A 23070-nucleotide genomic window follows, 5' to 3' on the forward strand; every position below is an offset into this window, starting at 1 on the left:
TTTCTCTCTACGTTCAACTAAGTCAACTCTCTACTTTTTATATATTTATTGTTTGTTTTTAATACAAAAAACTTGCATGGTGGTTAAATATTAACTAATTGTTAATAAGCTGACGCTGGCAATACTCATCGCTTTTAAGTTTTGAGCACACACAATAAACTTTTGCTAGCGCAGTGAATGCCAATTTTTATAAATAAAACGGCATTAATAAAAAAATAAAAATAACGAATTGGCGTTTAAGCCGTATGCCTCTTCGCTTTGCACTAGCAACAGCATCAAAGGAGTCGTCACATGGGTAAACTTAGTTGTACCTTGTGGCTTATATTGTGTGTTTTTCCGCAGTTAGCCTTGGCAAATAGCCAATTTAATATGCGTAAAGGCGTTACAGATATAAGTGAAAATGTTTACGAATTACACATGACCATATTTTTTATATGTTGTGTGATTGGGATAATAGTGTTTGCCATTATGCTTTGGGCACTCATTCATCATCGCAAATCTAAAGGAGCGGTTCCCGCTCAATTCCACGAAAGCACCAAAGTAGAAATTCTTTGGACCGCCATTCCATTTGTTATTTTAATTGCTATGGCAGTGCCAGCTACAAAAACGTTAATAGCGATGGAAGATGCCAGTAAAGCCGACTTAACAATTAAAGTTACAGGTTCACAGTGGAAATGGCATTATGAATACATGGGAGAAGATGTAGAGTTTTACTCAATGCTTGCAACTCCTCAGGATGAAATAACTAATTTAGCTGATAAAAACCCAAATTATCTACTTGAGGTAGACAAACCCCTCGTACTGCCAATTAATCAAAAAATTCGTTTTTTAATGACCTCAGATGATGTTATCCACTCTTGGTGGGTACCAGACTTTGCCGTTAAAAAAGATGCCAACCCAGGCTTTATTAACGAAACATGGACCAACATAAACGAAGAAGGCATTTACCGAGGTCAGTGTGCTGAGCTGTGCGGTAAAGATCACGGGTTTATGCCCGTTGTGGTAGAGGCCAAATCTGAGGCTGACTTTAAAGTATGGTTGGCCGATGCTAAACAAGCTAAGCAACAAGCAGCTTTAGCTGATGCCGCTTTACTTGATCAAACATTACCTAAAGAAGAGCTAATGGAGCTGGGCGCTCAAGTATACATGGCAAGTTGTGCAGCATGTCATCAACCTACAGGGTTAGGGCTACCGGGCGTATTTCCGGCTCTAAAAGGTAGCCCAATTGTACTTGGCGATATAAAAGGTCATATAGACATACTTATTCATGGGAGCCCAGGTACGGCAATGCAATCATTTGCCAAGCAGTTATCTATAAAACAATTGGCTGCGGTTATTACTTACAAGCGAAATGCATGGGGTAACGATACCGGTGATGTTATTCAGCCTAGTGAGATTCAAGCAGCACTTGATGCCGACGTGGAGGCTAACTAATGAGTAGCATAGCAGAACAACCAAACGCCAATGAAGCGCATCATGCTCATCATCCAGCTAAAGGCTTTAAGCGCTGGCTTTATACAACAAATCATAAAGATATTGGCAGTTTATATTTAATATTTTCGTTGACCATGTTTTTAATTGGTGGCGCCATGGCTATGGTGATCAGGGCCGAACTATTTCAACCTGGGTTGCAGTTGGTCGATCCCCACTTTTTTAATCAAATGACTACAGTTCACGGTTTAATAATGGTGTTTGGCGCCGTTATGCCTGCCTTTACGGGATTAGCCAATTGGATGATACCGTTAATGATAGGTGCGCCAGATATGGCATTACCTAGAATGAATAACTGGAGCTTTTGGATCTTACCTTTCGCATTTTTAATTTTGCTTGCTTCTTTATTTATGCCTGGAGGAGGTCCTGCTTTTGGCTGGACCTTCTATGCTCCGCTTTCAACCACATACAGTAACGACAATACTGCCTTGTTTGTATTTGCGGTGCACATAATGGGTATTAGCTCAATTATGGGTGCTATTAATGTGGTTGTGACTATAGTTAATTTGCGTGCACCTGGCATGACGTGGATGAAACTCCCCTTGTTTGTATGGACATGGCTAATAACGGCATTTTTACTCATTGCTGTTATGCCCGTTTTGGCAGGGGCGGTGACCATGGTTTTAACCGATAAATATTTTGCGACTAGCTTTTTTGACGCTGCCGGCGGTGGCGATCCGGTGATGTTCCAGCATATATTTTGGTTTTTTGGTCACCCCGAAGTTTACATCATGATTTTGCCAGCGTTTGGTATCATTTCAACCATAGTGCCTACTTTTTCGCGTAAAAAGCTATTTGGCTATGCATCTATGGTTTATGCCACGTCATCTATAGCATTGCTAAGCTTTATTGTGTGGGCGCATCACATGTTTACCACCGGTATGCCGGTAGCTGCAGAGCTATTTTTTATGTACTCCACAATGCTGATATCGGTACCTACCGGCGTGAAAGTATTTAATTGGGTAGCCACCATGTGGCGCGGGTCTATTAGCTTTGAAGTCCCTATGATGTTCAGTATTGCTTTTATAGTGCTGTTCACATTAGGTGGTTTTTCAGGGTTGATGCTTGCTATTACTCCCGCTGATTTTCAATACCACGACACTTATTTTGTAGTGGCTCATTTTCATTATGTGTTAGTGACAGGGGCGGTATTTTCAATCATGGCCGGTGCTTATTACTGGCTGCCAAAATGGACTGGCAATATGTTTAATATCACGCTGGCTAAGTGGCATTTTTGGTTGTCGTTAGTCAGTGTAAATGTGCTGTTTTTTCCAATGCATTTTGTGGGTTTGGCTGGTATGCCTCGCCGTATTCCTGATTATGCACTGCAATTTGCAGACTTTAACGCAATTATAAGTATTGGTGGTTTTGCATTTGGTTTATCTCAGCTGTTGTTTGTAGTGGTTGTTTTTAAATGTGCAAGAGGCGGCGAAAAAGTCCCTGCAAAAGTATGGGATGGCGCTGAAGGGTTAGAGTGGGAAGTTGAATCCCCTGCGCCTTACCATACCTTTTCAACACCACCGGAAATTAAATAATGACCCACGCACCGCTCCTTAAACGCTTGATTATTATCAGCATAGGTATGTTTGCGTTTGCGTTTGCCTTAGTGCCGTTATACGACGTGTTTTGTGACTTAACCGGGCTAAATGGTAAGCCATCGTTAGAGCAAGCGCAGCAAAGTAGCGTGATTGAGCAAACAAGGGACGTTAGCGTGAGTTTTACAACTCATGCACAAAGCGGTGCACCTTTTGAGGTGAAATCAAAAGAGTACAGTGTGGTTGTGAAACCCGGAGAAATGCGAGAAGTCGTTTTTAGCGCAAAAAATAGTAGTGAACTCGATAAAGTTATGCAGGCAGTACCGTCTGTTTCACCAGGCAAAGCGGCAAAATATTTACACAAAATGGCCTGCTTTTGCTTTGATCAACAACCCCTAAAAGCGGGAGAAGAGCTCGAATTTAAATTGCTTTTTTATGTTGATACAGCGCTTCCAAGTGATGTTGAAGAGCTAACTTTGTCTTACACCGTATTTGATATTAGTGAGCAACTAGTTGCCAGTAATAACTAGCAACAAACACTAGTGCGAAACTAGGAGCAAGTAAAATGAATCAAGAACATGAGCATTATTACGTACCAGAGCAAAGCCCGTGGCCCATTGTAGGGGCGGTTGCGTTGTTTTTTATCGCCGTAGGCGCAGGCTTAACAGTTATGGAAGTTGGCAAGGAAGGGGGGAGCGGTGTTTATTTACTTTATGCCGGTATAGCCGTTCTTTTATATATGTTATTTGGCTGGTTTAAAAATGTTATTCACGAGTCAGGCCAAGGGTTGTACTCAGCACAAATGGATCGTTCTTTTCGACAAGGCATGAGCTGGTTCATTTTTTCTGAGGTTATGTTTTTTATGGCCTTTTTTGGTGCGTTATTTTATGCACGTATGATTTCGGTGCCTTGGTTGGGGGGCGCGGGTAACAATGCTATGACTAATGAAGTGTTGTGGCCTACTTTTGAAGCTATGTGGCCTTTGGTTGTTACACCTTCCGGTGACACAACCCAAGCTATGGGGTGGCAAGGCCTACCATTGATCAATACGTTAATTTTAATCGCGTCATCGGTTACGCTGCATTTTGCCCATGTTGCAATGGAAAACAACAAACGTAAACCACTGAAAGTGTTTTTAGGACTTACGGTGTTATTAGGCGTGTGCTTTTTAGCATTGCAAGTAGAGGAATACGTTCATGCATACAATGACTTAAATTTAACATTAGATGCCGGTGTGTACGGTAATACATTCTTTTTGCTTACAGGCTTTCATGGCATGCATGTCACACTCGGAGCCATACTTTTATTTGTCATTTTAATACGAATATTAAAAGGTCATTTTACCAAAGAAAAGCACTTTGCGTTTCAAGCTGCTGCTTGGTATTGGCATTTTGTTGATGTGGTATGGCTGTGTTTATTTGTGTTTGTATATGTGCTGTAACGTTTATGGGCGAGCTATTTGCCTTTATATAACCGAGCTTAACTGCTGCGATTGCAACCACTAATACAACAACCGAAAACAACACTCGGCGCCCTAAAAAGTGAGACATAGGTCGCCCGTTTGTTTTCCCAGACACCATAATAAATAGCGCTCTAAATAAGTTAAAAAGTATAAACATTAACAACAGTACAATAATAATTTTAATAATCACTGAGTTGACCCTTTATGCAAGTAGTTTTAAGGCACAAACAAAAGCTTAGTTCAATAATCACAATTTGTATGGTTGTGGTTGTCGTGCTGGTATGTGTGCGCCTAGGTTTTTGGCAATTAGAACGAGGTGAAAAAAAACAGCAACAGCTCACTGCCATTGCTCAAATACAAACTCATGGTGTTATGAGTTGGTCGCAGTTGCTTAATTTACCAAAGCAGTGGAATAAAACCGGTGTACTAGTCGAGCTTAAAGGGACACTTTTAAGCGAGCATTACTGGTTGTTAGATAATCAAGTATATAACGGACAAGTGGGTTACGACCTACTCGCCCTGTTAAAACCAAATAATGATATGCGTGCAGTATTGGTTAATTTAGGTTGGGTGAGAGCCCCGCTATCACGGGATATTTTACCCACAATAGTTATGCCTAAAGGTGAGTTTACGGTCAAAGCACAAATTAAAGAGAATAACCTCAGTAGTTTTACCCTAGAAGACAAAACCTCGAGTGGTGATCTGCCCAAACGCATTCAATCAATCGACTTAAGCTTTATACAATCACACACTCATTTCCCATTAGTTAACTTTATGGCTTACCGCCAAGGTGAGGGTGATGAAATTGCGATACCGCATTACGAAGCGGTTGTAATGAACCCACAAAAACATAACGCCTATGCGGTGCAGTGGTTTTTAATCGCCTTTGCATGTGTTGTTGTAGCCATTTTTGCGAGTAAAAAAAGGAATAAAAATGAAAAATAAACCCCTTTTACTGTTTGTAACCTGTTGTGCTATCCCTTTGCTTTTAGCCTATAGCGCGCTGAAATTTGATTGGTTACCTAGTGCGGTTACAAATCACGGTGAATTTCTAAATGAAGAGATAAAACTAGAAAACTGGCAACAAAATAATCCTAAACAATGGACTATAGCACTTAATTATTCGAGTGAGTGCAGTGCGTCATGTAACGAGCAACTTGAGGCGCTTAATAATTTGTATATAGCGCTTGGTAAAAATCAAGGAAAGGTAGATATGGCTGTTATGGGGAGTCCTTCACAAGCAGACTTACCATGGAAAAAAATGGCTCAGCAAGCAAGCTTGACCCCCGCAAGTTTGTATTTAATTGATCATATGGGGCTTGTGGTACTTGAGTACCCATATAAAGCAAAGCCTCAAGAAAACCGCTTAGTTCAAAAAGGGCTATTGAAGGATTTAAAAAAACTACTTAATTATTCTCGTTCAAGCTAATCCGTTTAGTGTGAGGTAAAAGATGTACAAAAATTATAAGAATTGGGTTTTATTGACCGGACTTTTTGCTTTAGTTGTTGTTGCACTAGGTGCATACACTCGTTTGAGTGATGCAGGGCTGGGTTGCCCAGATTGGCCCGGATGTTATGGCTTTTTAACGGTTCCTAAACATGAAGCTGATATTGCTTTAGCGACACAAAGTTACCCTGACATGGTGTTTGAAAAAGCGAAAGCCTGGAAAGAAATGATTCATAGGTATTTTGCAGGTACCTTAGGGCTGATGATCTTAGCGTTGTTTATTGTTGCTTTTTTAAAGCGTCAATTTCCAACTACACCATTAAAGCTCACATCTTTATTGCTATTACTTGTTGTGTTTCAAGCTGCCTTAGGTATGTGGACTGTCACTATGAATCTGCAACCACTTATAGTGATGGGGCATTTATTGGGTGGTTTTAGTATTTTATCGCTGATTACATTGCTGTATTTAAGGTTAACAGCAAAACCCATTATGGGCGGAGATGCGGGGGCTAAGCGGTATTATGGATTAAGTTTAATTGCGCTTATTGTACTGGTCTTGCAAATAGCGCTTGGCGGCTGGCTTGCGGCTAATTACGCAGCACCACACTGTAATGGTTTACCTTTGTGTGATTACGCTCAGCCTTTTTCACTGAGGAGTGTTTTTCAGTTACCGCTTGAGCACAGCAACTACGAGTTTGGTGTGCTTTCACAACAAGCAAGAATGTCTATTCACTTATTACACCGCATTTGGGCATTAGTGACCTGCATCGTATTGGCGCTTATTATGTGGAAAATTTACAGTCACGCTTACTCTCAAAAAATTAAAAGCTGCGTAATAGCAGTATTGGTTACTTTATTTTGCCAAATTAGCTTAGGACTCATTTTGGTACATTGGCACTTTCCGTTGGGTGTTGCACTGGCGCATAACCTAATGGCTGCCATACTGTTATTAAGTATGGTTAGGTTGTGTTATTACCTAAAATCACGCACATAAAGGAGAAATATAATGGCACTAACAATAAACAAAAAAACAATACAGCCTGCACATACTCAATCACTTAGCTTGCGTGCTTACGATCTATTACAAGATTACTTAGCCATCAGTAAATTTAAAGTGGTGGCGATGTTGGTTTTAACAGCCTGGGTTGGATTAGCATTAGCCCCGGATGTTGGACGTGGAATAGGCGTTCAGATGATTAGTCTATTAGGAATAGGCCTGTTGTCTGCTGCCGCTGCCGTTATTAACCATGTAGTGGATAGCGAAATAGACTCTAAAATGGCAAGAACGCGTCATCGCCCTGTTGCTAAAGGGCGTTTAAGTAAAACACATGCATTAACGTTTGCGGCAAGTATTGGTATTGCTGGTTTTATCATGCTTATGGTGTGGTCTAATACGCTTACAGCAATATTAACGTTATTTGCATTAGTGGGTTATGCCTTTATTTATACGTCATTTTTAAAACGTGCGACACCTCAAAATATTGTAATAGGCGGACTTGCTGGAGCGATGCCGCCATTGCTTGGTTGGGTATCTGAAACAAACCAAATGGCAGCAGCGCCGTGGTTGCTTGTTATGATTATATTTACCTGGACCCCCCCCCATTTTTGGGCTTTAGCCATTGCTCGAAAAAGTGATTACGAGCGTGCAAAAATTCCAATGCTGCCGGTAACCCATGGTATCGACTTTTGTAAAACATGTGTGGTTGCATACTCAGTTTTATTGGCGTTAGTGTGTGTGATGCCATACTTAATTGGTATGTCAGGAGGTATTTACTTAGTGGGTGCTTGTGCGCTAAATAGTGTGTTTATGTACAAAGCCATTAAGTTAAAATTTGCAGCTAATAACGACAAGGCTATGGATTTATTTCGTTTTTCGATAGTGCATTTAATGGTACTCTTCGTGGTCTTATTTATAGATAAATGGCTCCCTTTATGAAACGGTTATGGCTTTTAGTAATTGTTGTTTTAAATTTATTTTTATCAGCGTGCTCAAGTGAAAACGACCCTCAAAATTTAAATGCACTTGTTTATGAAAACGCTAAATCACTTTCGGATTTTACGTTAAAAAATCAGCACGGCGAACCAGTGACAAAAGCGCAATTTAAAGGGCAATGGAATTTAGTGTTTTTAGGATACACAAGTTGTCCCGATATATGCCCGTTAACATTAGCTAAGTTAAACGCAGTTTATAAAGAGCTGGAAGCTGATTACCCATTACAAATATGGTTTGTGTCGGTCGATCCAAACAGAGATACAGCAGAAAAACGAAAACAATATATAGATTACTTTAACCCCAATTTTTTGGCTGTTTCAGGGGAGCATAAAGATCTTTTTCCAGTGGTGAGAGAGCTTGGCCTCATTTACGCAATTAGTGATACAACAAAAGCTGATTATGCGGTTGATCATAGCGCATCAGTTGCGTTGGTTGATGATACAGGAGCGCTAAGAGCTATTTTTAAACCTGAGTTTAAGCAAGGCAGTGTGCCGCTTATTAATTCAACTCAATTAACGCAAGAGTTTAAAGTTATTGCAAACTACTACTAAAAACTGACTTTTTAAATTTTCACGTATTTTAAGGGGGCTTTAGGCTCCCTTTTTTGTTTTTTCATTCCTGTTTATAAATTTATTAAACTTTTTTTTGACCCTTTTATGGCAATTTTAACAACTAGAGCTAAGCTTTTGTTATGAATTGAAATGAAAGGGATTACACAATTTTAAATGTTAAAACTTCCAAGCGAACTTGTGATTACCCAAGTTGAAACGCTCCACCAAGACTTACTACAAGAACTCAATAGCAACGACGATATCAGTCTTGATATTAGCGATGTAGTGTCTGCAGATACTGCATCTATTCAGCTGTTATGTGCGCTTCAAAAACACTTACTTACCATCCAACATAAAATTATATGGGTCGGCAGTAGTAGAGCATTAGCACATACCATTAATCAGCTTGGCTTAAGTCATTATTTAACAATCGAAAGAAATAGTTAGAGGTTTATATGAAAAAAATCTTAGCAGTTGATGATTCAGCGTCAATGCGTCAGATGGTGAGCTTTACCTTAAAAACCGCAGGCTTTGATGTAACAGAGGCCAAAGACGGCAGTGAGGCATTGGCTATTGCTAAGCAGCAAGGTTTTGATGCGGTTATTTCAGATGTAAACATGCCAATTATGGATGGTATTACATTAATCCGAGAGCTACGTACGTTACCCGATTATAAATTTACACCATTGCTGATGCTAACAACCGAGTCGGGCTTAGAAAAAAAGGTAGAAGGTAAAGCGGCTGGTGCAACAGGCTGGATAGTAAAGCCATTTAATCCTGAGCAGTTACTAGCGGTGATTAAAAAGGTTATTCGTTAGTCAAGGAGCGCAAAGTGAGTATAGATTTAAGTCAATTTTTTGAAGTTTTCTTTGAAGAGAGTTTTGAAGGCCTCGATACCATGGAAGCTGAGCTTTTAAACTTAGTACCCGGTGAGGAAGACTTAGAAACTATTAACACTATTTTTAGAGCCGCCCATTCAATAAAAGGGGGGAGTGGGACATTTGGTTTTTCATCGGTGTCTGATTTTACTCATGTACTTGAAACCTTACTGGACCAAATTCGTCAAGGCGAGCGCACCCTGACAACCGAGCACGTTAATTTATTACTTAAAGCGGTTGATTGCCTTCGTTCGCTACTGGCTGGATTGCAGGCAGAGCAAGAGCCCGACTTAACTGAAGCCGATACACTACGAGCACAATTTGAAGAAGTGCTAGGAATAAATAGCACAACGCAAGAGTCCAACATTCAAACTTCAGATAGCCAGTCTGATAGCGATACATACCAAATAGACTTTAAGCCTCATCATCACTTATTTAAAACAGGTAATGAACCACTCATTATGATTAGTGAGCTTGAGCAGTTAGGCGAGTTAGATACCAATGTTTTTTATGATGAAGTCCCTGAAATAACCAATTTGAGTAGTGATGAATGCTTTTTACATTGGCGTTTTTTCTTAAATACCAGCCATGGTGAAAGCGCAATTAAAGAGGTGTTCGAATGGGTTGAAGATGACGCTGATATTACCATTGAATTGTGTGGCGGCCTGTTTACTGATGAGTTACCCACTCCTGAAAATGACAGTAGTACAGTAGATCAAGAGCCATCAATCCAAGAGCCAGAGCCAAAGCAGGCGGAACAAGCTAAGCCCATAAAGCCAACCTCTGCTAATACGAATAAAAAATCAACAACACCCGAGTCGACTTCTATTCGCGTTGGGATTGATAAAGTTGACTCATTAATAAACATGGTGGGTGAGCTTGTTATTACCCAAGCTATGCTTAATCAACTTAGCGAGCAAGACATTACGCCAGCAACAATTACGGCATTGCAAGAAGGTTTAGCGCAACTTGCGCACAACACTCGCGATTTACAAGAAAACGTAATGCGTATCCGCATGTTGCCAATTAATTTTGTATTTAGCCGTTTCCCACGTTTGGTGCGCGACATTGCGCAAAAGCTAAATAAACAGGTTGAATTAAAGCTGATAGGCGAGCAAACCGAATTAGACAAAACCGTGATGGAAAAAATTTCTGATCCTATGGTTCATTTGGTTAGAAACTCATTAGATCATGGCCTAGAAACGGTTGAGAAAAGACTGCAAGCCGAAAAAGATCCAGTAGGAACGGTCACTTTAAATGCATTTCACCAAGGCGGAAATATTGTTATTGAAATAATGGATGATGGGCAAGGGCTAAACACTAAAAAAATTCAAGAAAAAGCCATTGCTAATGGACTGATCTCTGCCGACAACCACCTTAGCAATGAGGAAATAAACGAGCTTATATTTATGCCTGGTTTTTCCACTATGGATGAAGTGAGTGACTTATCTGGCCGTGGTGTTGGTATGGATGTAGTTAAGCGTAATATTCAGTCATTAAATGGCTCTGTAGAGGTTACATCCGCGCCAGGTGTAGGATCAACGTTTACAATTAGATTACCGCTTACACTGGCTATTTTAGATGGCCAATTAGTTAAAGTGGCCCAGCATACCTATATTATTCCGCTTATTTCTATTGTTGAATCGCTGCAAATTGATATTGCCAAAGTAAGCCGTGTAGGCAAAAACCTAGACGTACTTAGATTGCGTGATGAATACATTCCAATTTTAAGACTCTACGATATTTTTAATCATGATAACGCCATTGAGTCTCTTGATAAAACCCTGCTTGTTGTTGTAGAAACCGACAACCAAAAAGTAGGTTTATTGGTAGATGACCTCCTATCGCAACAACAGGTTGTTATTAAAAGTTTAGAGGCAAATTACCAAAAAGTAGATGGTATATCCGGTGCGACTATTTTGGGCGATGGACGGGTTTCATTGATAGTTGATATAAGCGGGTTGATAAAGCTTTCAGGATTAAAAAAGCCGGGCAGCCAAGAGTTAAGTATTGAGTCGCAAGTTGCTTTGGAGGCGTTATGATTTCGGAGCTAAATCTGCAGCAGCAAAAGGGCGTGAAACAGTTTTTAACATTCATTATGGCTGATGAAGAGTACGGCGTAGATATTTTAACTGTGCAAGAAATTCGTAGTTGGGAAGAGATAACCGTTTTACCCAACGCTCCCGAATTTGTAAAAGGCGTTATAAATTTGCGTGGCACTATAGTGCCGATTATTGATTTAAGGCTGCGATTTGGTTTGCCCAGTATAGAGTACGGGCCGCTTACAGTGGTAATTGTAGTAAAAATAGAGTTTGAGCACGACAGTAAAATTATTGGTATTACCGTTGATGCCGTTTCTGAGGTTTACAGTATTTCAGAGCAAGATGCCAAAGCGGTACCAAGTATTTCAGAGACAAATAACGACGATTATGTGGCAGGGTTAGTTAACGTGGGTGAAAAAATGGTGGCGTTAATCGACTTGCAAAAAACAATGAATATTTAGAGTCAGTATTTGCTAAATAAAGTAAAAATAACTTAAAGGTGGTGATGAGCATGGGATGGTTTAGTAATCCAAAACAGTCTGAATCAAATAATGATTTAATTGTAAGCGCATTAAATAAGTCATTAGCTGTGATTGAGTTTGAGCCAAGCGGTAAAATAATTACCGCTAATGCTAATTTTCTTCGCGTAATGGAATATCAACTAGAAGAGATTCAAGGCCAGCATCACTCTTTATTTGTTGATAATACCGAGGCCCAAGGGAGTGACTACACACATTTTTGGGTACGATTAAACAGCGGCGAATTTATATCTCAAGAATTTAGGCGTTTTACCAAAAGTGGTAAGGAGGTTTGGATTCAGGCCACTTATAACCCAATTATAAACTCCCAGGGGCAAGTTATTAAGGTTGTAAAATTTGCGACGGATATAACACCACAAAAACTCGCTGCAGCAGAGGCAAGAGGGCAAATTAATGCAATTAGTAAGTCTCAAGCAGTAATAGAGTTTAATTTAGACGGCACTATTATTGATGCAAACGATAATTTTTTAAATACGTTGGGGTATCAGCTTAACGACATTATAGGGCAGCACCACCGATTATTTGTTACACCTGAACACGCAAATAGTGATGAATATAAAGCTTTTTGGGCTAAGTTAGGGCGCGGTGAATTTGACTCGGGTGAATATTTAAGAATAGGTAAACAAGGTCAGGAAGTTTGGATTCAGGCCTCTTATAACCCAATCTATGATATGAATGGCAAGCCATTTAAAGTAATTAAATACGCATCCGATATAACAGCTCAAAAAGAGTTAGAAAAATCTTCGCGTAAAACTGCAGACTTAGCCAGCGCCTTAAAAGTATGCCAAGCAAATGTAATGATTGCAGACCAAGACCTCAATATTGTATTCGTAAACGAACGCGTGCAAGACATGTTAAAAGCGCGTGAAAAAGACCTACAAACCGTATTGCCACAATTTTCTGTTGATAATTTAATAGGTACTTGTGTTGATGATTTTCATAAGAAGCCGTCACACCAACGAGATTTATTAAAAAATTTAGATAAACCTTATAAAGCAGAGCTTCGTTTAGCGGGGCTTATTTTCACATTAATAGCGACGCCATGGTACAGCCAAGAAGGAAAGAAACTCGGTACCATTGTTGAGTGGGACGATATTACTGAAAAGGTTGCTAAAGCTGACGCAGAGCGTGCCATAGCGCAAGAAAACCTTCGTGTGCGTCAAGCGCTTGATACTGTCGCGACTAATACCATGATTGCAGATTCATCAAATGTCATTGTGTACATGAATAAAGCTGTTAGAAATATGATGCGTATTGCTGAAAATGACCTTCGAAAAGACCTACCTAATTTTGATAGCAAAAATCTACTTAATCAAAATATTGATGTGTTTCATAAAAACCCAGCGCACCAACAAAACCTATTAGCAACGTTAAAAGATACTTACAGTACGCAAATAAAGGTTGGTGGACGCACATTTGGTTTGGTTGCAAACCCAATAATAACCCCAGAGCAAGAGAGAATTGGCACCGTTGTAGAGTGGGAAGATAGAACCGCAGAAGTTGCAATAGAAAGAGAAATAGCGCAATTAGTGAGTGCTGCAGGAGAGGGAGACCTCGATACGCGTGTAATGGAAGAGGGTAAAGAAGGGTTCTTTTTACGCTTGGCACAAGGGTTAAACAGTTTAGTTAAAATTGTTGACGATGCGGTCGCAGATACTGGCAATATGCTAGATGCCTTGGCAACCGGTGACTTATCTAAGCGAATTGAAAAAGAATACAAAGGCTCGTTTGATAAATTAAAACGCGACGCAAACACCACGGCAGATAAATTAACGGAGGTTATTAATCGTATAAGTTCATCAGCAACCTTAGTTGCCAGTGGCGCAGAAGAAATTTCTCAGGGGAACGCAGATTTAAGTCAGCGCACGGAAGAGCAAGCATCATCATTGGAAGAAACCGCCTCAAGTATGGAAGAAATGACGAGTACAGTCCGTCAAAATGCAGACAATGCTAAAGTGGCAAATACACTCGCAGAAGAAACATGCGATAAAGCGATTCAAGGTGGTGAAGTGGTTAATCGTGCTGTGACGAGTATGTCGGCAATTAATGAATCGAGTAAAAAGATTGCTGACATCATTGGTGTGATTGACGAAATTGCATTTCAAACTAACTTGCTTGCACTTAATGCGGCCGTTGAAGCAGCTAGAGCGGGAGAGCAAGGGCGTGGCTTTGCGGTTGTTGCAGGTGAAGTGCGTAATTTAGCTCAGCGCTCTGCGGGTGCAGCAAAAGAAATTAAAGAGCTGATAAGAGATAGTGTAGGTAAAGTAGCAGATGGCTCTCAGCTTGTTAATGAATCAGGTGCAACGCTTAAAGAAATTGTGGTGTCGGTACAAAAAGTGACGCAAATGATTTCAGATATTACAGAGGCATCTGAAGAGCAAAGTGCAGGTATAGAGCAAGTAAATAAAGCTATATCTCAAATGGATGAAATGACCCAGCAAAACGCAGCCTTAGTTGAAGAAGCATCGGCTGCAGGTGAATCAATGGCTGAGCAAGCAAATGAAATGCGCAGACTTCTTAATTTCTTTTCACTGGGTCAGCAAGACATGGCTATTATGTCACCCACGATGAATACCCCAAGTTTAGCTCACAAATCACAAAGTAACGCAGTACAAAGCAAGCCAAGAGGCGATAATTTTATTGATTCGGCAGACGAGTGGGAAGAATTTTAATTATTTGATTACAGGCCTTATTGGAAAAGCGCTCAATAAGGCCACACTCACTACTATGTATGAGAGCTGCTAATGAAAGAGTTTCTGTGTACCGATCGCGATTTTAAAGACATTGCCAATTTAGTTTACAACGCTTGCGGTATTGTATTAGGCGATCATAAACGTGAAATGGTGTACTCACGTTTAGCAAGGCGGATAAGAGCGCTAAAATTAAACGACTTTAAAGCCTACTTAGCCTACTTAGATACGCATAAAGACCAAGAGTTTGATGCGTTTATAAATGCAATTACCACTAATTTAACGTCTTTTTTTCGTGAAGTTCATCATTTTGAATTTATTAAATCTGAGCTTATACCTAATTTAATAAAGACGAACAAAGACACCAAGCGGGTCAGAATATGGTCTGCAGGCTGCTCAACAGGAGAAGAGCCCTACAGCTTAGCAATGACGCTAAATAATGCATTTCCAAGTAATTGGGATGTAAAGATTTTAGCCACCGATTTAGATTCTAACGTGTTAGAGAAAGCGCAAAAAGGTGTGTATACCGCGGCAAACGTAAATGGCTTAGATGCCACTCATCTAAAGCGTTGGTTTTTAAAAAGTAAAGATGGCGAACACTATAAAGTGAAAGACACGCTGCGTGAGCGTATTTCTTTTAAGCGCTTAAACCTATTGCAAGACTGGCCAATGAAAGGGCCGTTTGATCTTATTTTATGCCGCAACGTGGTTATTTATTTTGATAAAGAAACGAAAGATCATTTATTTAAACGCTATGCAAATATTCTAAGCGATCACGGTTACTTATTTTTAGGTCACTCAGAGAGTATGGGTAAAGAGCACTCAAATTATAAAAATTTAGGAAAAACTATGTATCAATTGAGAGCACATGCAGGCTGAATTTAGAAGTGTTTTACCCAGTTTTGAACACATTAAGCGTTACTGGGATTCAGGAAGAAATCATGTTGTTGCCAAAGTGCTTCCAGGAGAATTTTATGTATCTAAAAATAATGAATTGATTTCAACGGTACTTGGCTCATGTATTGCGGCCTGTGTTTACGATGAAGTGTTAGGTATTGGCGGGATGAATCATTTTATGCTGCCGATACAAAAAGGCGTAGAGCTTAAAAGTGCACACGGCTTAAACTGCCGTTATGGTAATTGGGCTATGGAATACCTAATTAATGAAGTATTAAAAAACGGTGCGTCTCGTCATAATTTAAAAATTAAGCTATTTGGTGGCGGAAAAATAATTAGTGCAATGACAGATATTGGGCTGGGTAATATTAGTTTTGCTACCGCCTATGTCAAAGAAGAAGCCTTAAATTTAGTGGCCCATGATATGGGCGGCCCGTGGCCTAGAAAAATATTCTTTCATCCACAAACGGGTAAAGTGTATATGAAAAAACTTAAAAAATTACATAACGATACCATTGAAAAGCGCGAAGTACGTTACTTGCAAAACCTTAAAAAGCAAGAAGTGGTATCGAATATAGAGTTGTTTTAGGAGTCGCTATGATAAATGTATTAATAATCGATGACTCCCCTTTAATTAGAGGGTTGCTTACAGAAATACTGCAACAAGCTAACGACATTAACGTAGTGGGCTGTGCTGAAGATCCATACCAAGCACGCGAAATGATCAAAAAACTTAATCCCGATGTACTTACCTTAGACGTAGAAATGCCAAAAATGGATGGGATTAGCTTTTTAAAAAACCTAATGCGCCTAAGGCCTATGCCCGTGGTTATGATTTCTACGCTTACGCAGAAGGGGTCGCCCATTACATTAGAGGCGTTAGAGCTAGGTGCTGTGGATTTTATTGCTAAGCCAACAAGTAACGTAAGAGCCCAGCTGAGTCATTATGCGTCACTGGTTCAACAAAAGGTAAGAATAGCCGCCGGTGCACGAATACGCAGCTTTAAAAAAGCGCCACCCGATACAAAACCTATAAGTTCAGAGACTGAATTTTTATTAAATAAAGTGATTGCAATTGGTGCATCTACCGGGGGTACCGAGGCAATAAAAGAAGTACTAATAAAAATGCCCGTTAATTGCCCTCCTATTGTAATTACTCAGCATATTCCTCCCGTATTTAGTGCCTCGTTTGCTGAGCGTATGGATAGAACATGCTTAATTAGTGTGAAAGAGGCACAACATGGCGACAAGCTAAGCCCAGGTTGGGCTTATATTGCCCCCGGCGGGCTTCATTTAAGCGTAAAAAAGCGAGGAATTGCTCTGTATTGCCAGCTCGACGATGGTGAGCCTGTAAATCGGCATAAACCAGCCGTTGACGTACTATTTGATTCGCTTGTAGATTGTGGATCAAAAAATATAGTGGCAGCAATACTTACAGGGATGGGCGCTGATGGGGCTAAAGGACTGTTAGCACTGAAGCAAAACGGTGCATACACGTTAGCGCAAGATGAATACTCATCAGTTGTGTGGGGAATGCCTAAAGCCGCTATTGATTTAAATGCAGCCAATGAAGTGGCTGCACTTGATAAAATGGCTGAGCGATTATTAAGCCAAGCAGTTAAACCTAACTAAATAGAAAGCTCAAATTTATTGAATAACCCAAGGCTGAGAAAACCAATAATAGCTGTTCGGTTTTTTAATTGAAGGCGCTGTACAATTAAAGCGTGAACGGCCTTTGTTCAGTTTTTTAGGTGATGTTACCTCTACCGTATTATCAGTCACCCAGTTCAAGTTTGCTTTGCCAATCCCCGACACATAACAAGCCAGTTGAGACTTGTTAAAATCATCAACTTCAAACCCAATGGTTAACACAGGTGGGTTTTGGGTTGTTACGCTATTTTCATAGCTTAATTGAGTAATATTAAATGCCTGAGAATTTAATTTGGTTGCCAGTGTTTTTATGTCGCTATAAACGCCAGATGCAGGAAAGCGAGGTAATCGACTAAAGTTAGCGTGTATATTTAGAGCACCAGAATGCTGGCCAATGCCTATATAGCCAAGCTCTGTCACTAAAGCTTGTAGCTCGTTATCAAACTCTCCGTAGGGGTAAGCTAAATATTTATAGTTGTGGCCTATTTCATCTTTTATACGTTGTTGTGAATGAACAATATCTTGGGTGATACGTTCTTTCCATTGCGTGTTGGTTTCACCGTCAAGTTTTACATGTAAATAGTCATGCTGTGCGGTGTGGTTACTTATAAGTGCGCCTTTTTTGCTCAGCTCTTTAAGTTTATCCCACCCCATCACATAGCGTTTACCTTCGTCTATGAGTTTAGGGTTAACAAAAATTGTGTATGGATAGCCAAACTTTTCGAGTATTGGAGCAGCTTGATCATAATTATTGTTGTAACCATCATCAAACGTGATGGCGACGGTTTTATCAGGTAAGGTATGGCCTTGTTTTAAAGCATCAAGTAGTTCATTTAAGGCAATAACATTAAAATCATTATTTTTTAAATAGTTTAGATGCTCTGTAAACGTTTCTTCGCTCACACTAGTGACCGCCGGCAGGGTTTCACTTACATGGTGGTACTGTAAAATAACACCAGCATGAGCACGTAAAGATAACCCAATAAGAGTCAATAAAACTAAATGAAACAATTTCTTATACATAATAAAGCACACCATAAAAGCTTGCTGTTGTTAGCAGGACCAATGATATTATCAAATATCACCGTGCCACTGTTAGGAATAGTTGATACCGCGGTCATTGGCCATTTAGGCAGTGCTCATTATTTGGCTGGTATTGCGTTGGGCTCAGCTGTTATCTCCATTTTATTTTGGCTCGCGGGTTTTTTAAGAATGAGCACAACCGGCATGGTTGCACAAGCCTATGGCCAAAATGACTCAACCCAATTAGCTGCTTTACTCAAACGAAGCCTATTACTTGCTAGCATAGTGGCATTATTTCTTATTGCTATGTCTCCTTTAATAAAACACGCAATAGCATTTTTATCAGACGCTAATAATGCCGTGCTAAGCGAGGCCTATACTTATTTTAGTATTCGAATTTTTAGCGCGCCAGCGGCACTATGTAACTTGGTTTTATTGGGTTGGATGTTAGGCGTTCATTATGGACGAGGGCCATTTTACTTATTGTTGGTAACAAATAGTGTAAATATTGTGCTTGATATTTATTTTGTTGTTTTTTTAGATTGGGCTGTAGCAGGCGCGGCATGGGCATCGTTAATCGCTGATTATACTGCGCTGGTTTTCGCGCTGTTTTTAGTGACTAAACTCGCAAAAAAACAAGGTGTAGTGTTAAGTACTCCGCACTGGTTTAGCTTTAAAAAAATGGCAGGGTTATTGAGTTTAAATCGCGACATTTTCATTCGCTCTTTAATACTTCAGTTGTGTTTTAGCTTTATGACTTTTTATGGCGCGCGTATTGGCGAAACAACCCTTGCAGCGAACGCAGTATTACTAAACTTTTTAATGTTAGTCAGCTTTGCACTGGATGGCATAGCTTACGCAAGTGAGGCTAAAGTAGGCCAAGCTAAAGGTCAGCAAAGTGTAAGTAAAATACAGCTGTGGGTAAAAATAAGTGTATTTTGGGGAATATTATTTGGCGTGATTTATAGCGTGTTTTTTGCTGTGTATGGCGCTTATATAATTACGCTATTAACCAACGTACCTGAGGTTATTAATGAGGCTACGCAATATTTACCATGGGTAATTGCTTTGCCATTATTAGCAATGAGCTGCTTTTTATTTGATGGTGTATTTGTTGGTTTAACGCGCGCTAAAGATATGCGAAATAGTGTGTTGCTATCGGCAGCTATTGGGTTTTTTGGTGTATTTTGGGTATTTAATGATTGGCAAAATAATGGGCTATGGCTTGCGATGAGCTGCTTTATGCTAATGCGTGGAGTTACATTAATAATAAAATATCAAACGCTTAAAGCTAATAATCAGCTGCTAGATTAAGGTTTATTTCCACAGATCAGGATCGTGATGTTTGGGCCCTATTTCTTTTATTACTTGCGAAAAGCGATTGGCAAAAATGCCACTGTAGCCCCAAAAAGCAAAAAATAGCGCAGGTATTAAAATTAAAACGCCAATAATTTGCAAACTGTAATGACTATAGTAACCCGCAAAAATAAAAATCACGGCTAGCACAAACAGTGCTACGCCGCGAAAAAACCGCTTTAAACTCAGCTTAGGGTTGCTCCCTAAGCGGTATATAAGAGGCTTTAGCATTTACTTGGCTTAATAGTAAGAGTGCTCGCCAGCTTCGTGATCAGTAATATCTGCAACACCTGTGATCTCGTCAAACTTAGCAATCATTTCTTTTTCGATGCCTTCTTTTAACGTTACATCGATCATAGAACACCCATTACAACCGCCACCAAACTGAAGTACTGCAACGCCAGCAGCTGTAATCTCTACTAGGCTTACTTGGCCGCCATGGTTAGCTAGTTGTGGGTTTACTTCTGTTTCAAGCATGTGCTGAACACGTTCGTTTAATGATGCATCATCACCAATTTTACGTGCTTTTGCATTAGGTGCTTTAAGCGTTAGCTGAGTACCCATTTTGTCGGTAACAAAATCAATTTCAGCTTCTTCTAAAAAAGGAGCACTTTCAGCATCAACAACGGCATCAAAACCGTTAAAATTTAAGCGAATATCGTTGTCTTCAACGGCGTCTTCTGGACAATAAGAAACACCACACTCGGCTTGTGATGTACCAGGGTTTACAACAAAAACGCGAATATTGGTCTGTTGTGATTGATCTGCTAATAGTTTAGCAAAATGTGCTTGTGCTGTTTCGGAAATAGAAATCATAAAAACGGCTTTATACCTGACTAAATTACTCGGATACTGCATATCATACTCCGCTCATCGTGTTGCGGCTAGTGTTGAGCGTAAAAAGTTGGCATCTATTTTAAGCAATGCTAGCGTGCAATTAACAAACATTTTTAGAGTGATCTATATGCGTTTATTAATAACAATAATGGTGGTAATGCTTAGCTTTTCAAGTGTAGCAAAACCGCTTTCATACTATTTTGAAGACGATGTTGTATTCGACCCAGCCATTCCCACGCCCGAAGAAGTATTGGGTTATCAAGTAGGTGAGTGGCATGTAAGACACGACCAACTCGTGCGCTACATGGAAGTACTTGCTCAAAAGAGCGACAGAATAAACTTTGAGATAATTGGCCGCACACATGAGCAACGACCACTGGTAATGCTAACGGTTACAGCGCCAAATAAATTAACTCAAATAGAGCAAATACGCCAAGCGCACTTGGCTCGTTTGGGTAATAACAGCAAAAAAGCAAACGATGAACCTGCAGTCGTTTGGATGGGCTACAGTGTGCACGGTAACGAATCATCGGGTAGCAATGCATCGCTTTTAACGGCTTATTACTTAGCTGCAGCACAAGGCGATGAAATAAATAACCTACTAAACAATACCGTTATTTTGCTCGACCCATCATTAAACCCCGACGGACTTGCACGTTTTGCTAATTGGGCAAACAGTAACCGCGGCATGAATTTATCGTCAGATCCAAAAACTCGTGAGCATACCGAAAACTGGCCAAGCAGCCGTACTAATCATTATTGGTTTGACTTAAACCGAGATTGGCTATTACTACAGCACCCTGAGTCGCGTGCGCGTATTGCAAAATTTCATCAGTGGAAACCAAATGTACTCACCGACTTTCATGAAATGGGCCCAAACAGCAGCTACTTTTTTCAGCCGGGTATTCCAAGTAGAAAGCACCCAATTACGCCAATTGAAAACGTAACATTAACCAAAGCAATTGCTAATTATCATGCCAAAACATTGGATGAAAATAATGCACTGTATTTTACAGAAGAAAGCTTTGACGATTTTTACTACGGTAAAGGTTCAACTTACCCAGATGTGAACGGAGGTATAGGTATTTTGTTTGAGCAAGCAAGCTCTCGAGGCCATATACAAGAGACCATTAATGGCCCTTTAACGTTTCCATTTACTATAAAAAATCAGTTATTAACGAGCTTATCTACCTTTAAAGCGGCGGTTGAAAACCGTCAAGCATTGCTTGACTACCAAGCTAAATTTTATAATCAAGCAGCAGAGCTTGCAGGTGACGAAAACTTTGCAGGTTATGTTGTTGAAGGTGCAAAAGACAGCAACCGAATTACTGACTTTTTAGCGCTATTAGAGCAACATAAAATAAAGACATTTGAGCTTACTAAACCGTTAAAAGCAGGTGGCATAAACTTTACTACCAACAGCTATTATGTCCCTTTAGCGCAGCCTCAATATCGTTTAGTTAAAGCGATATTTAGCGAGCAAAAAAACTTTGCAGACAATACATTTTACGATGTATCTGGTTGGACATTAGCGCACGCATTTAATCTACCCTTTGCAAAAGTAAAAAGTAACTGGGGGCTAGACGTTGCAGATACTCCTTGGAATAAAGCACCTAAAGCACCCCTAACAAGTTTAGAGCCAGCGTATGCATTTGGTTTTGCATGGGACGACTACTTAGCGCCTAAAATGCTAAATACATTATTAAAGCAAGGTATAAAAGCACGCGTGGCATTGAGCGCCTTAACGGCAAAATCGAGCGCGGGCGACATAAATTTTGAGCCAGGGAGTATTATTATTCCGGCTGGTTTACAAACACAGCAAAACTGGATTACTTTGTTAAACAGTGCGCAAAGTGAATTTGGTATTGCCATAAAACCTATTACAACAGGCTTAACCAGTAAAGGTGCTGATTTAGGTTCACGCTCTATGGCAGTTGTTAAAGCCCCCAAGGTTTTACTTATTGGCGGCCAAGGCACTAGCCAGTACGAAGTAGGTGAAGTGTGGTATTACCTAGATAGGTTTGTAGGTGTTGCCCCCACAATTGTTGAAATGACGCGTTTAAGTTCACTTGAGCTTAGTGATTATAGCCATATTGTGTTGGCCCACGGCAATTACAATAGCTTAACAGATGCAGAAAAAGTAGCGATTAAAAGCTGGGTAAGAAAAGGCGGTGTTATTTGGGGCCACAAAGGCGGCGCTAAATTTTTAGTCGACCAGCAACTACTTAAAGCAAATTATTTATCGCGACAGGATTTAGCTGGTGCTTTCAAAACTGAAGGCTTAAGCTATGGCGATAAAGATCATCTAGCGGGGCGTCAGCGTATTGCTGGGGCTATTTTTAACACTAGCGTGGATTTAACGCACCCATTAACCTTCTCACTCACGCGCGACACCTTACCGGTATTTAAAAACAGTACATGGTTACTTGAAGCGTCAGATGCCCCTTTTGTAAATGTACTAACCTACACAAAACGCCCGTTGTTAGCAGGCTTTACTGACTCTGTAAATGTAGAACAAGTAGCTGAAGGCGCTGGTTTAATAGCACATTCGTACGGACGCGGCAGTGTTATTGCTATGACCGACAACCCCGTATTTAGAGGTTACTGGTATGGTACAAGTCGATTGCTTAGCAATGCACTGTTTTTAGGCCATACATTCCGCGCAAGTGGTCAGTAACA

Annotated in this window: 23 protein-coding genes; 19 read left to right on the forward strand and 4 right to left on the reverse strand. The window is 40.1% G+C overall.

What is annotated here, in order from left to right:
- Positions 1-291 precede the first annotated feature (291 nt).
- From coxB to ATS72_RS12235, 4 genes are read left to right on the forward strand one after another with little or no spacing between them, the layout of a single operon-like run.
- Positions 292-1434, forward strand: coding sequence for a cytochrome c oxidase subunit II (gene coxB / locus ATS72_RS12220; RefSeq protein ID WP_006793774.1), 1143 nt, complete (start codon positions 292-294; stop codon positions 1432-1434).
- Positions 1434-3026, forward strand: a complete 1593-nt coding sequence (gene ctaD / locus ATS72_RS12225) for a cytochrome c oxidase subunit I (protein ID WP_006793775.1) — start codon at positions 1434-1436, stop codon at positions 3024-3026. The genes coxB and ctaD overlap by 1 nt, the downstream gene beginning before the upstream one ends.
- Complete coding sequence (locus ATS72_RS12230; RefSeq protein WP_010557765.1) at positions 3026-3556, forward strand: cytochrome c oxidase assembly protein; 531 nt, start codon at positions 3026-3028, stop codon at positions 3554-3556. The genes ctaD and ATS72_RS12230 overlap by 1 nt, the downstream gene beginning before the upstream one ends.
- A 35-nt stretch (positions 3557-3591) precedes the next feature.
- Positions 3592-4467, forward strand: a complete 876-nt coding sequence (locus ATS72_RS12235; RefSeq protein ID WP_006793777.1) for a cytochrome c oxidase subunit 3 — start codon at positions 3592-3594, stop codon at positions 4465-4467.
- Here ATS72_RS12235 and ATS72_RS19025 read toward each other — a convergent pair.
- Complete coding sequence (locus ATS72_RS19025; RefSeq protein ID WP_335682263.1) at positions 4367-4645, reverse strand: DUF2909 domain-containing protein; 279 nt, start codon at positions 4643-4645, stop codon at positions 4367-4369. The genes ATS72_RS12235 and ATS72_RS19025 overlap by 101 nt on opposite strands.
- Before the next feature lie 47 nt (positions 4646-4692).
- On the opposite strand from ATS72_RS19025, the gene ATS72_RS12245 reads away from it, so the two are divergent.
- The 13 genes from ATS72_RS12245 (at position 4693) to ATS72_RS12305 (ending at position 17157) form a co-directional block, all read left to right on the forward strand.
- Positions 4693-5433, forward strand: coding sequence for an SURF1 family protein (locus ATS72_RS12245; RefSeq protein ID WP_058430112.1), 741 nt, complete (start codon positions 4693-4695; stop codon positions 5431-5433).
- Complete coding sequence (locus ATS72_RS12250; RefSeq protein ID WP_058430113.1) at positions 5423-5917, forward strand: hypothetical protein; 495 nt, start codon at positions 5423-5425, stop codon at positions 5915-5917. Before ATS72_RS12245 ends, ATS72_RS12250 begins: the two co-directional genes overlap by 11 nt.
- A 22-nt stretch (positions 5918-5939) precedes the next feature.
- The gene (locus ATS72_RS12255; protein WP_058430114.1) at positions 5940-6929 is read left to right on the forward strand and encodes a COX15/CtaA family protein; all 990 of its coding nucleotides are present in this window, start codon (positions 5940-5942) and stop codon (positions 6927-6929) included.
- 12 nt (positions 6930-6941) lie between these two features.
- Positions 6942-7871: a heme o synthase gene (gene cyoE / locus ATS72_RS12260; RefSeq protein WP_058430115.1), complete on the forward strand. Its 930-nt coding sequence runs from the start codon at positions 6942-6944 to the stop codon at positions 7869-7871.
- Positions 7868-8479: an SCO family protein gene (locus tag ATS72_RS12265; protein ID WP_058430116.1), complete on the forward strand. Its 612-nt coding sequence runs from the start codon at positions 7868-7870 to the stop codon at positions 8477-8479. The genes cyoE and ATS72_RS12265 overlap by 4 nt, the downstream gene beginning before the upstream one ends.
- A 174-nt stretch (positions 8480-8653) precedes the next feature.
- Entirely contained in the window at positions 8654-8926 is a 273-nt protein-coding gene (locus tag ATS72_RS12270) for an STAS domain-containing protein (RefSeq protein WP_058430117.1), read from the forward strand.
- 8 nt (positions 8927-8934) lie between these two features.
- Positions 8935-9297, forward strand: a complete 363-nt coding sequence (locus ATS72_RS12275; protein WP_006793785.1) for a response regulator — start codon at positions 8935-8937, stop codon at positions 9295-9297.
- Between the two features lie 14 nt (positions 9298-9311).
- A complete protein-coding gene (locus ATS72_RS12280; protein ID WP_058430118.1) occupies positions 9312-11399 on the forward strand; it encodes a chemotaxis protein CheA in 2088 nt (695 codons plus the stop codon).
- Positions 11396-11860 carry a chemotaxis protein CheW gene (locus tag ATS72_RS12285; RefSeq protein ID WP_006793787.1) on the forward strand — a complete coding sequence of 155 codons (465 nt, stop codon included), beginning with the start codon at positions 11396-11398 and terminating at the stop codon, positions 11858-11860. Before ATS72_RS12280 ends, ATS72_RS12285 begins: the two co-directional genes overlap by 4 nt.
- A 50-nt stretch (positions 11861-11910) precedes the next feature.
- Positions 11911-14610, forward strand: a complete 2700-nt coding sequence (locus tag ATS72_RS12290) for a methyl-accepting chemotaxis protein (RefSeq protein WP_006793788.1) — start codon at positions 11911-11913, stop codon at positions 14608-14610.
- Positions 14611-14682: 72 nt separating this feature from the next.
- A complete protein-coding gene (locus tag ATS72_RS12295) occupies positions 14683-15507 on the forward strand; it encodes a CheR family methyltransferase (RefSeq protein ID WP_058430119.1) in 825 nt (274 codons plus the stop codon).
- On the forward strand, positions 15497-16114 hold the full coding sequence (cheD, locus tag ATS72_RS12300) for a chemoreceptor glutamine deamidase CheD (protein WP_006793790.1): 618 nt from the start codon (positions 15497-15499) through the stop codon (positions 16112-16114). The genes ATS72_RS12295 and cheD overlap by 11 nt, the downstream gene beginning before the upstream one ends.
- An 8-nt stretch (positions 16115-16122) precedes the next feature.
- Entirely contained in the window at positions 16123-17157 is a 1035-nt protein-coding gene (locus ATS72_RS12305; protein ID WP_058430120.1) for a protein-glutamate methylesterase/protein-glutamine glutaminase, read from the forward strand.
- A gap of 15 nt (positions 17158-17172) precedes the next feature.
- On the opposite strand, the gene ATS72_RS12310 is transcribed toward ATS72_RS12305, so the two are convergent.
- Positions 17173-18198, reverse strand: coding sequence for a polysaccharide deacetylase family protein (locus ATS72_RS12310; protein ID WP_058430121.1), 1026 nt, complete (start codon positions 18196-18198; stop codon positions 17173-17175).
- A gap of 42 nt (positions 18199-18240) precedes the next feature.
- Between ATS72_RS12310 and ATS72_RS12315 the strand changes: the two genes are divergently transcribed.
- Positions 18241-19512 (forward strand): MATE family efflux transporter, encoded by a 1272-nt coding sequence (locus ATS72_RS12315; RefSeq protein WP_058430151.1) that lies wholly within the window; start codon positions 18241-18243, stop codon positions 19510-19512.
- Between the two features lie 3 nt (positions 19513-19515).
- Here ATS72_RS12315 and ATS72_RS12320 read toward each other — a convergent pair whose 3' ends face one another.
- On the reverse strand, positions 19516-19785 hold the full coding sequence (locus ATS72_RS12320) for a hypothetical protein (RefSeq protein WP_006793794.1): 270 nt from the start codon (positions 19783-19785) through the stop codon (positions 19516-19518).
- 9 nt (positions 19786-19794) lie between these two features.
- A complete protein-coding gene (gene nfuA, locus ATS72_RS12325; RefSeq protein WP_006793795.1) occupies positions 19795-20370 on the reverse strand; it encodes a Fe-S biogenesis protein NfuA in 576 nt (191 codons plus the stop codon).
- Positions 20371-20518: 148 nt separating this feature from the next.
- Between nfuA and ATS72_RS12330 the strand changes: the two genes are divergently transcribed.
- Positions 20519-23068 carry a M14 metallopeptidase family protein gene (locus ATS72_RS12330; RefSeq protein ID WP_058430152.1) on the forward strand — a complete coding sequence of 850 codons (2550 nt, stop codon included), beginning with the start codon at positions 20519-20521 and terminating at the stop codon, positions 23066-23068.
- Positions 23069-23070: the final 2 nt, after the last annotated feature.

The sequence above is a fragment of the Pseudoalteromonas sp. 13-15 genome, from assembly GCF_001468205.2.
In the GTDB taxonomy this organism is placed as follows: domain Bacteria; phylum Pseudomonadota; class Gammaproteobacteria; order Enterobacterales; family Alteromonadaceae; genus Pseudoalteromonas; species Pseudoalteromonas marina.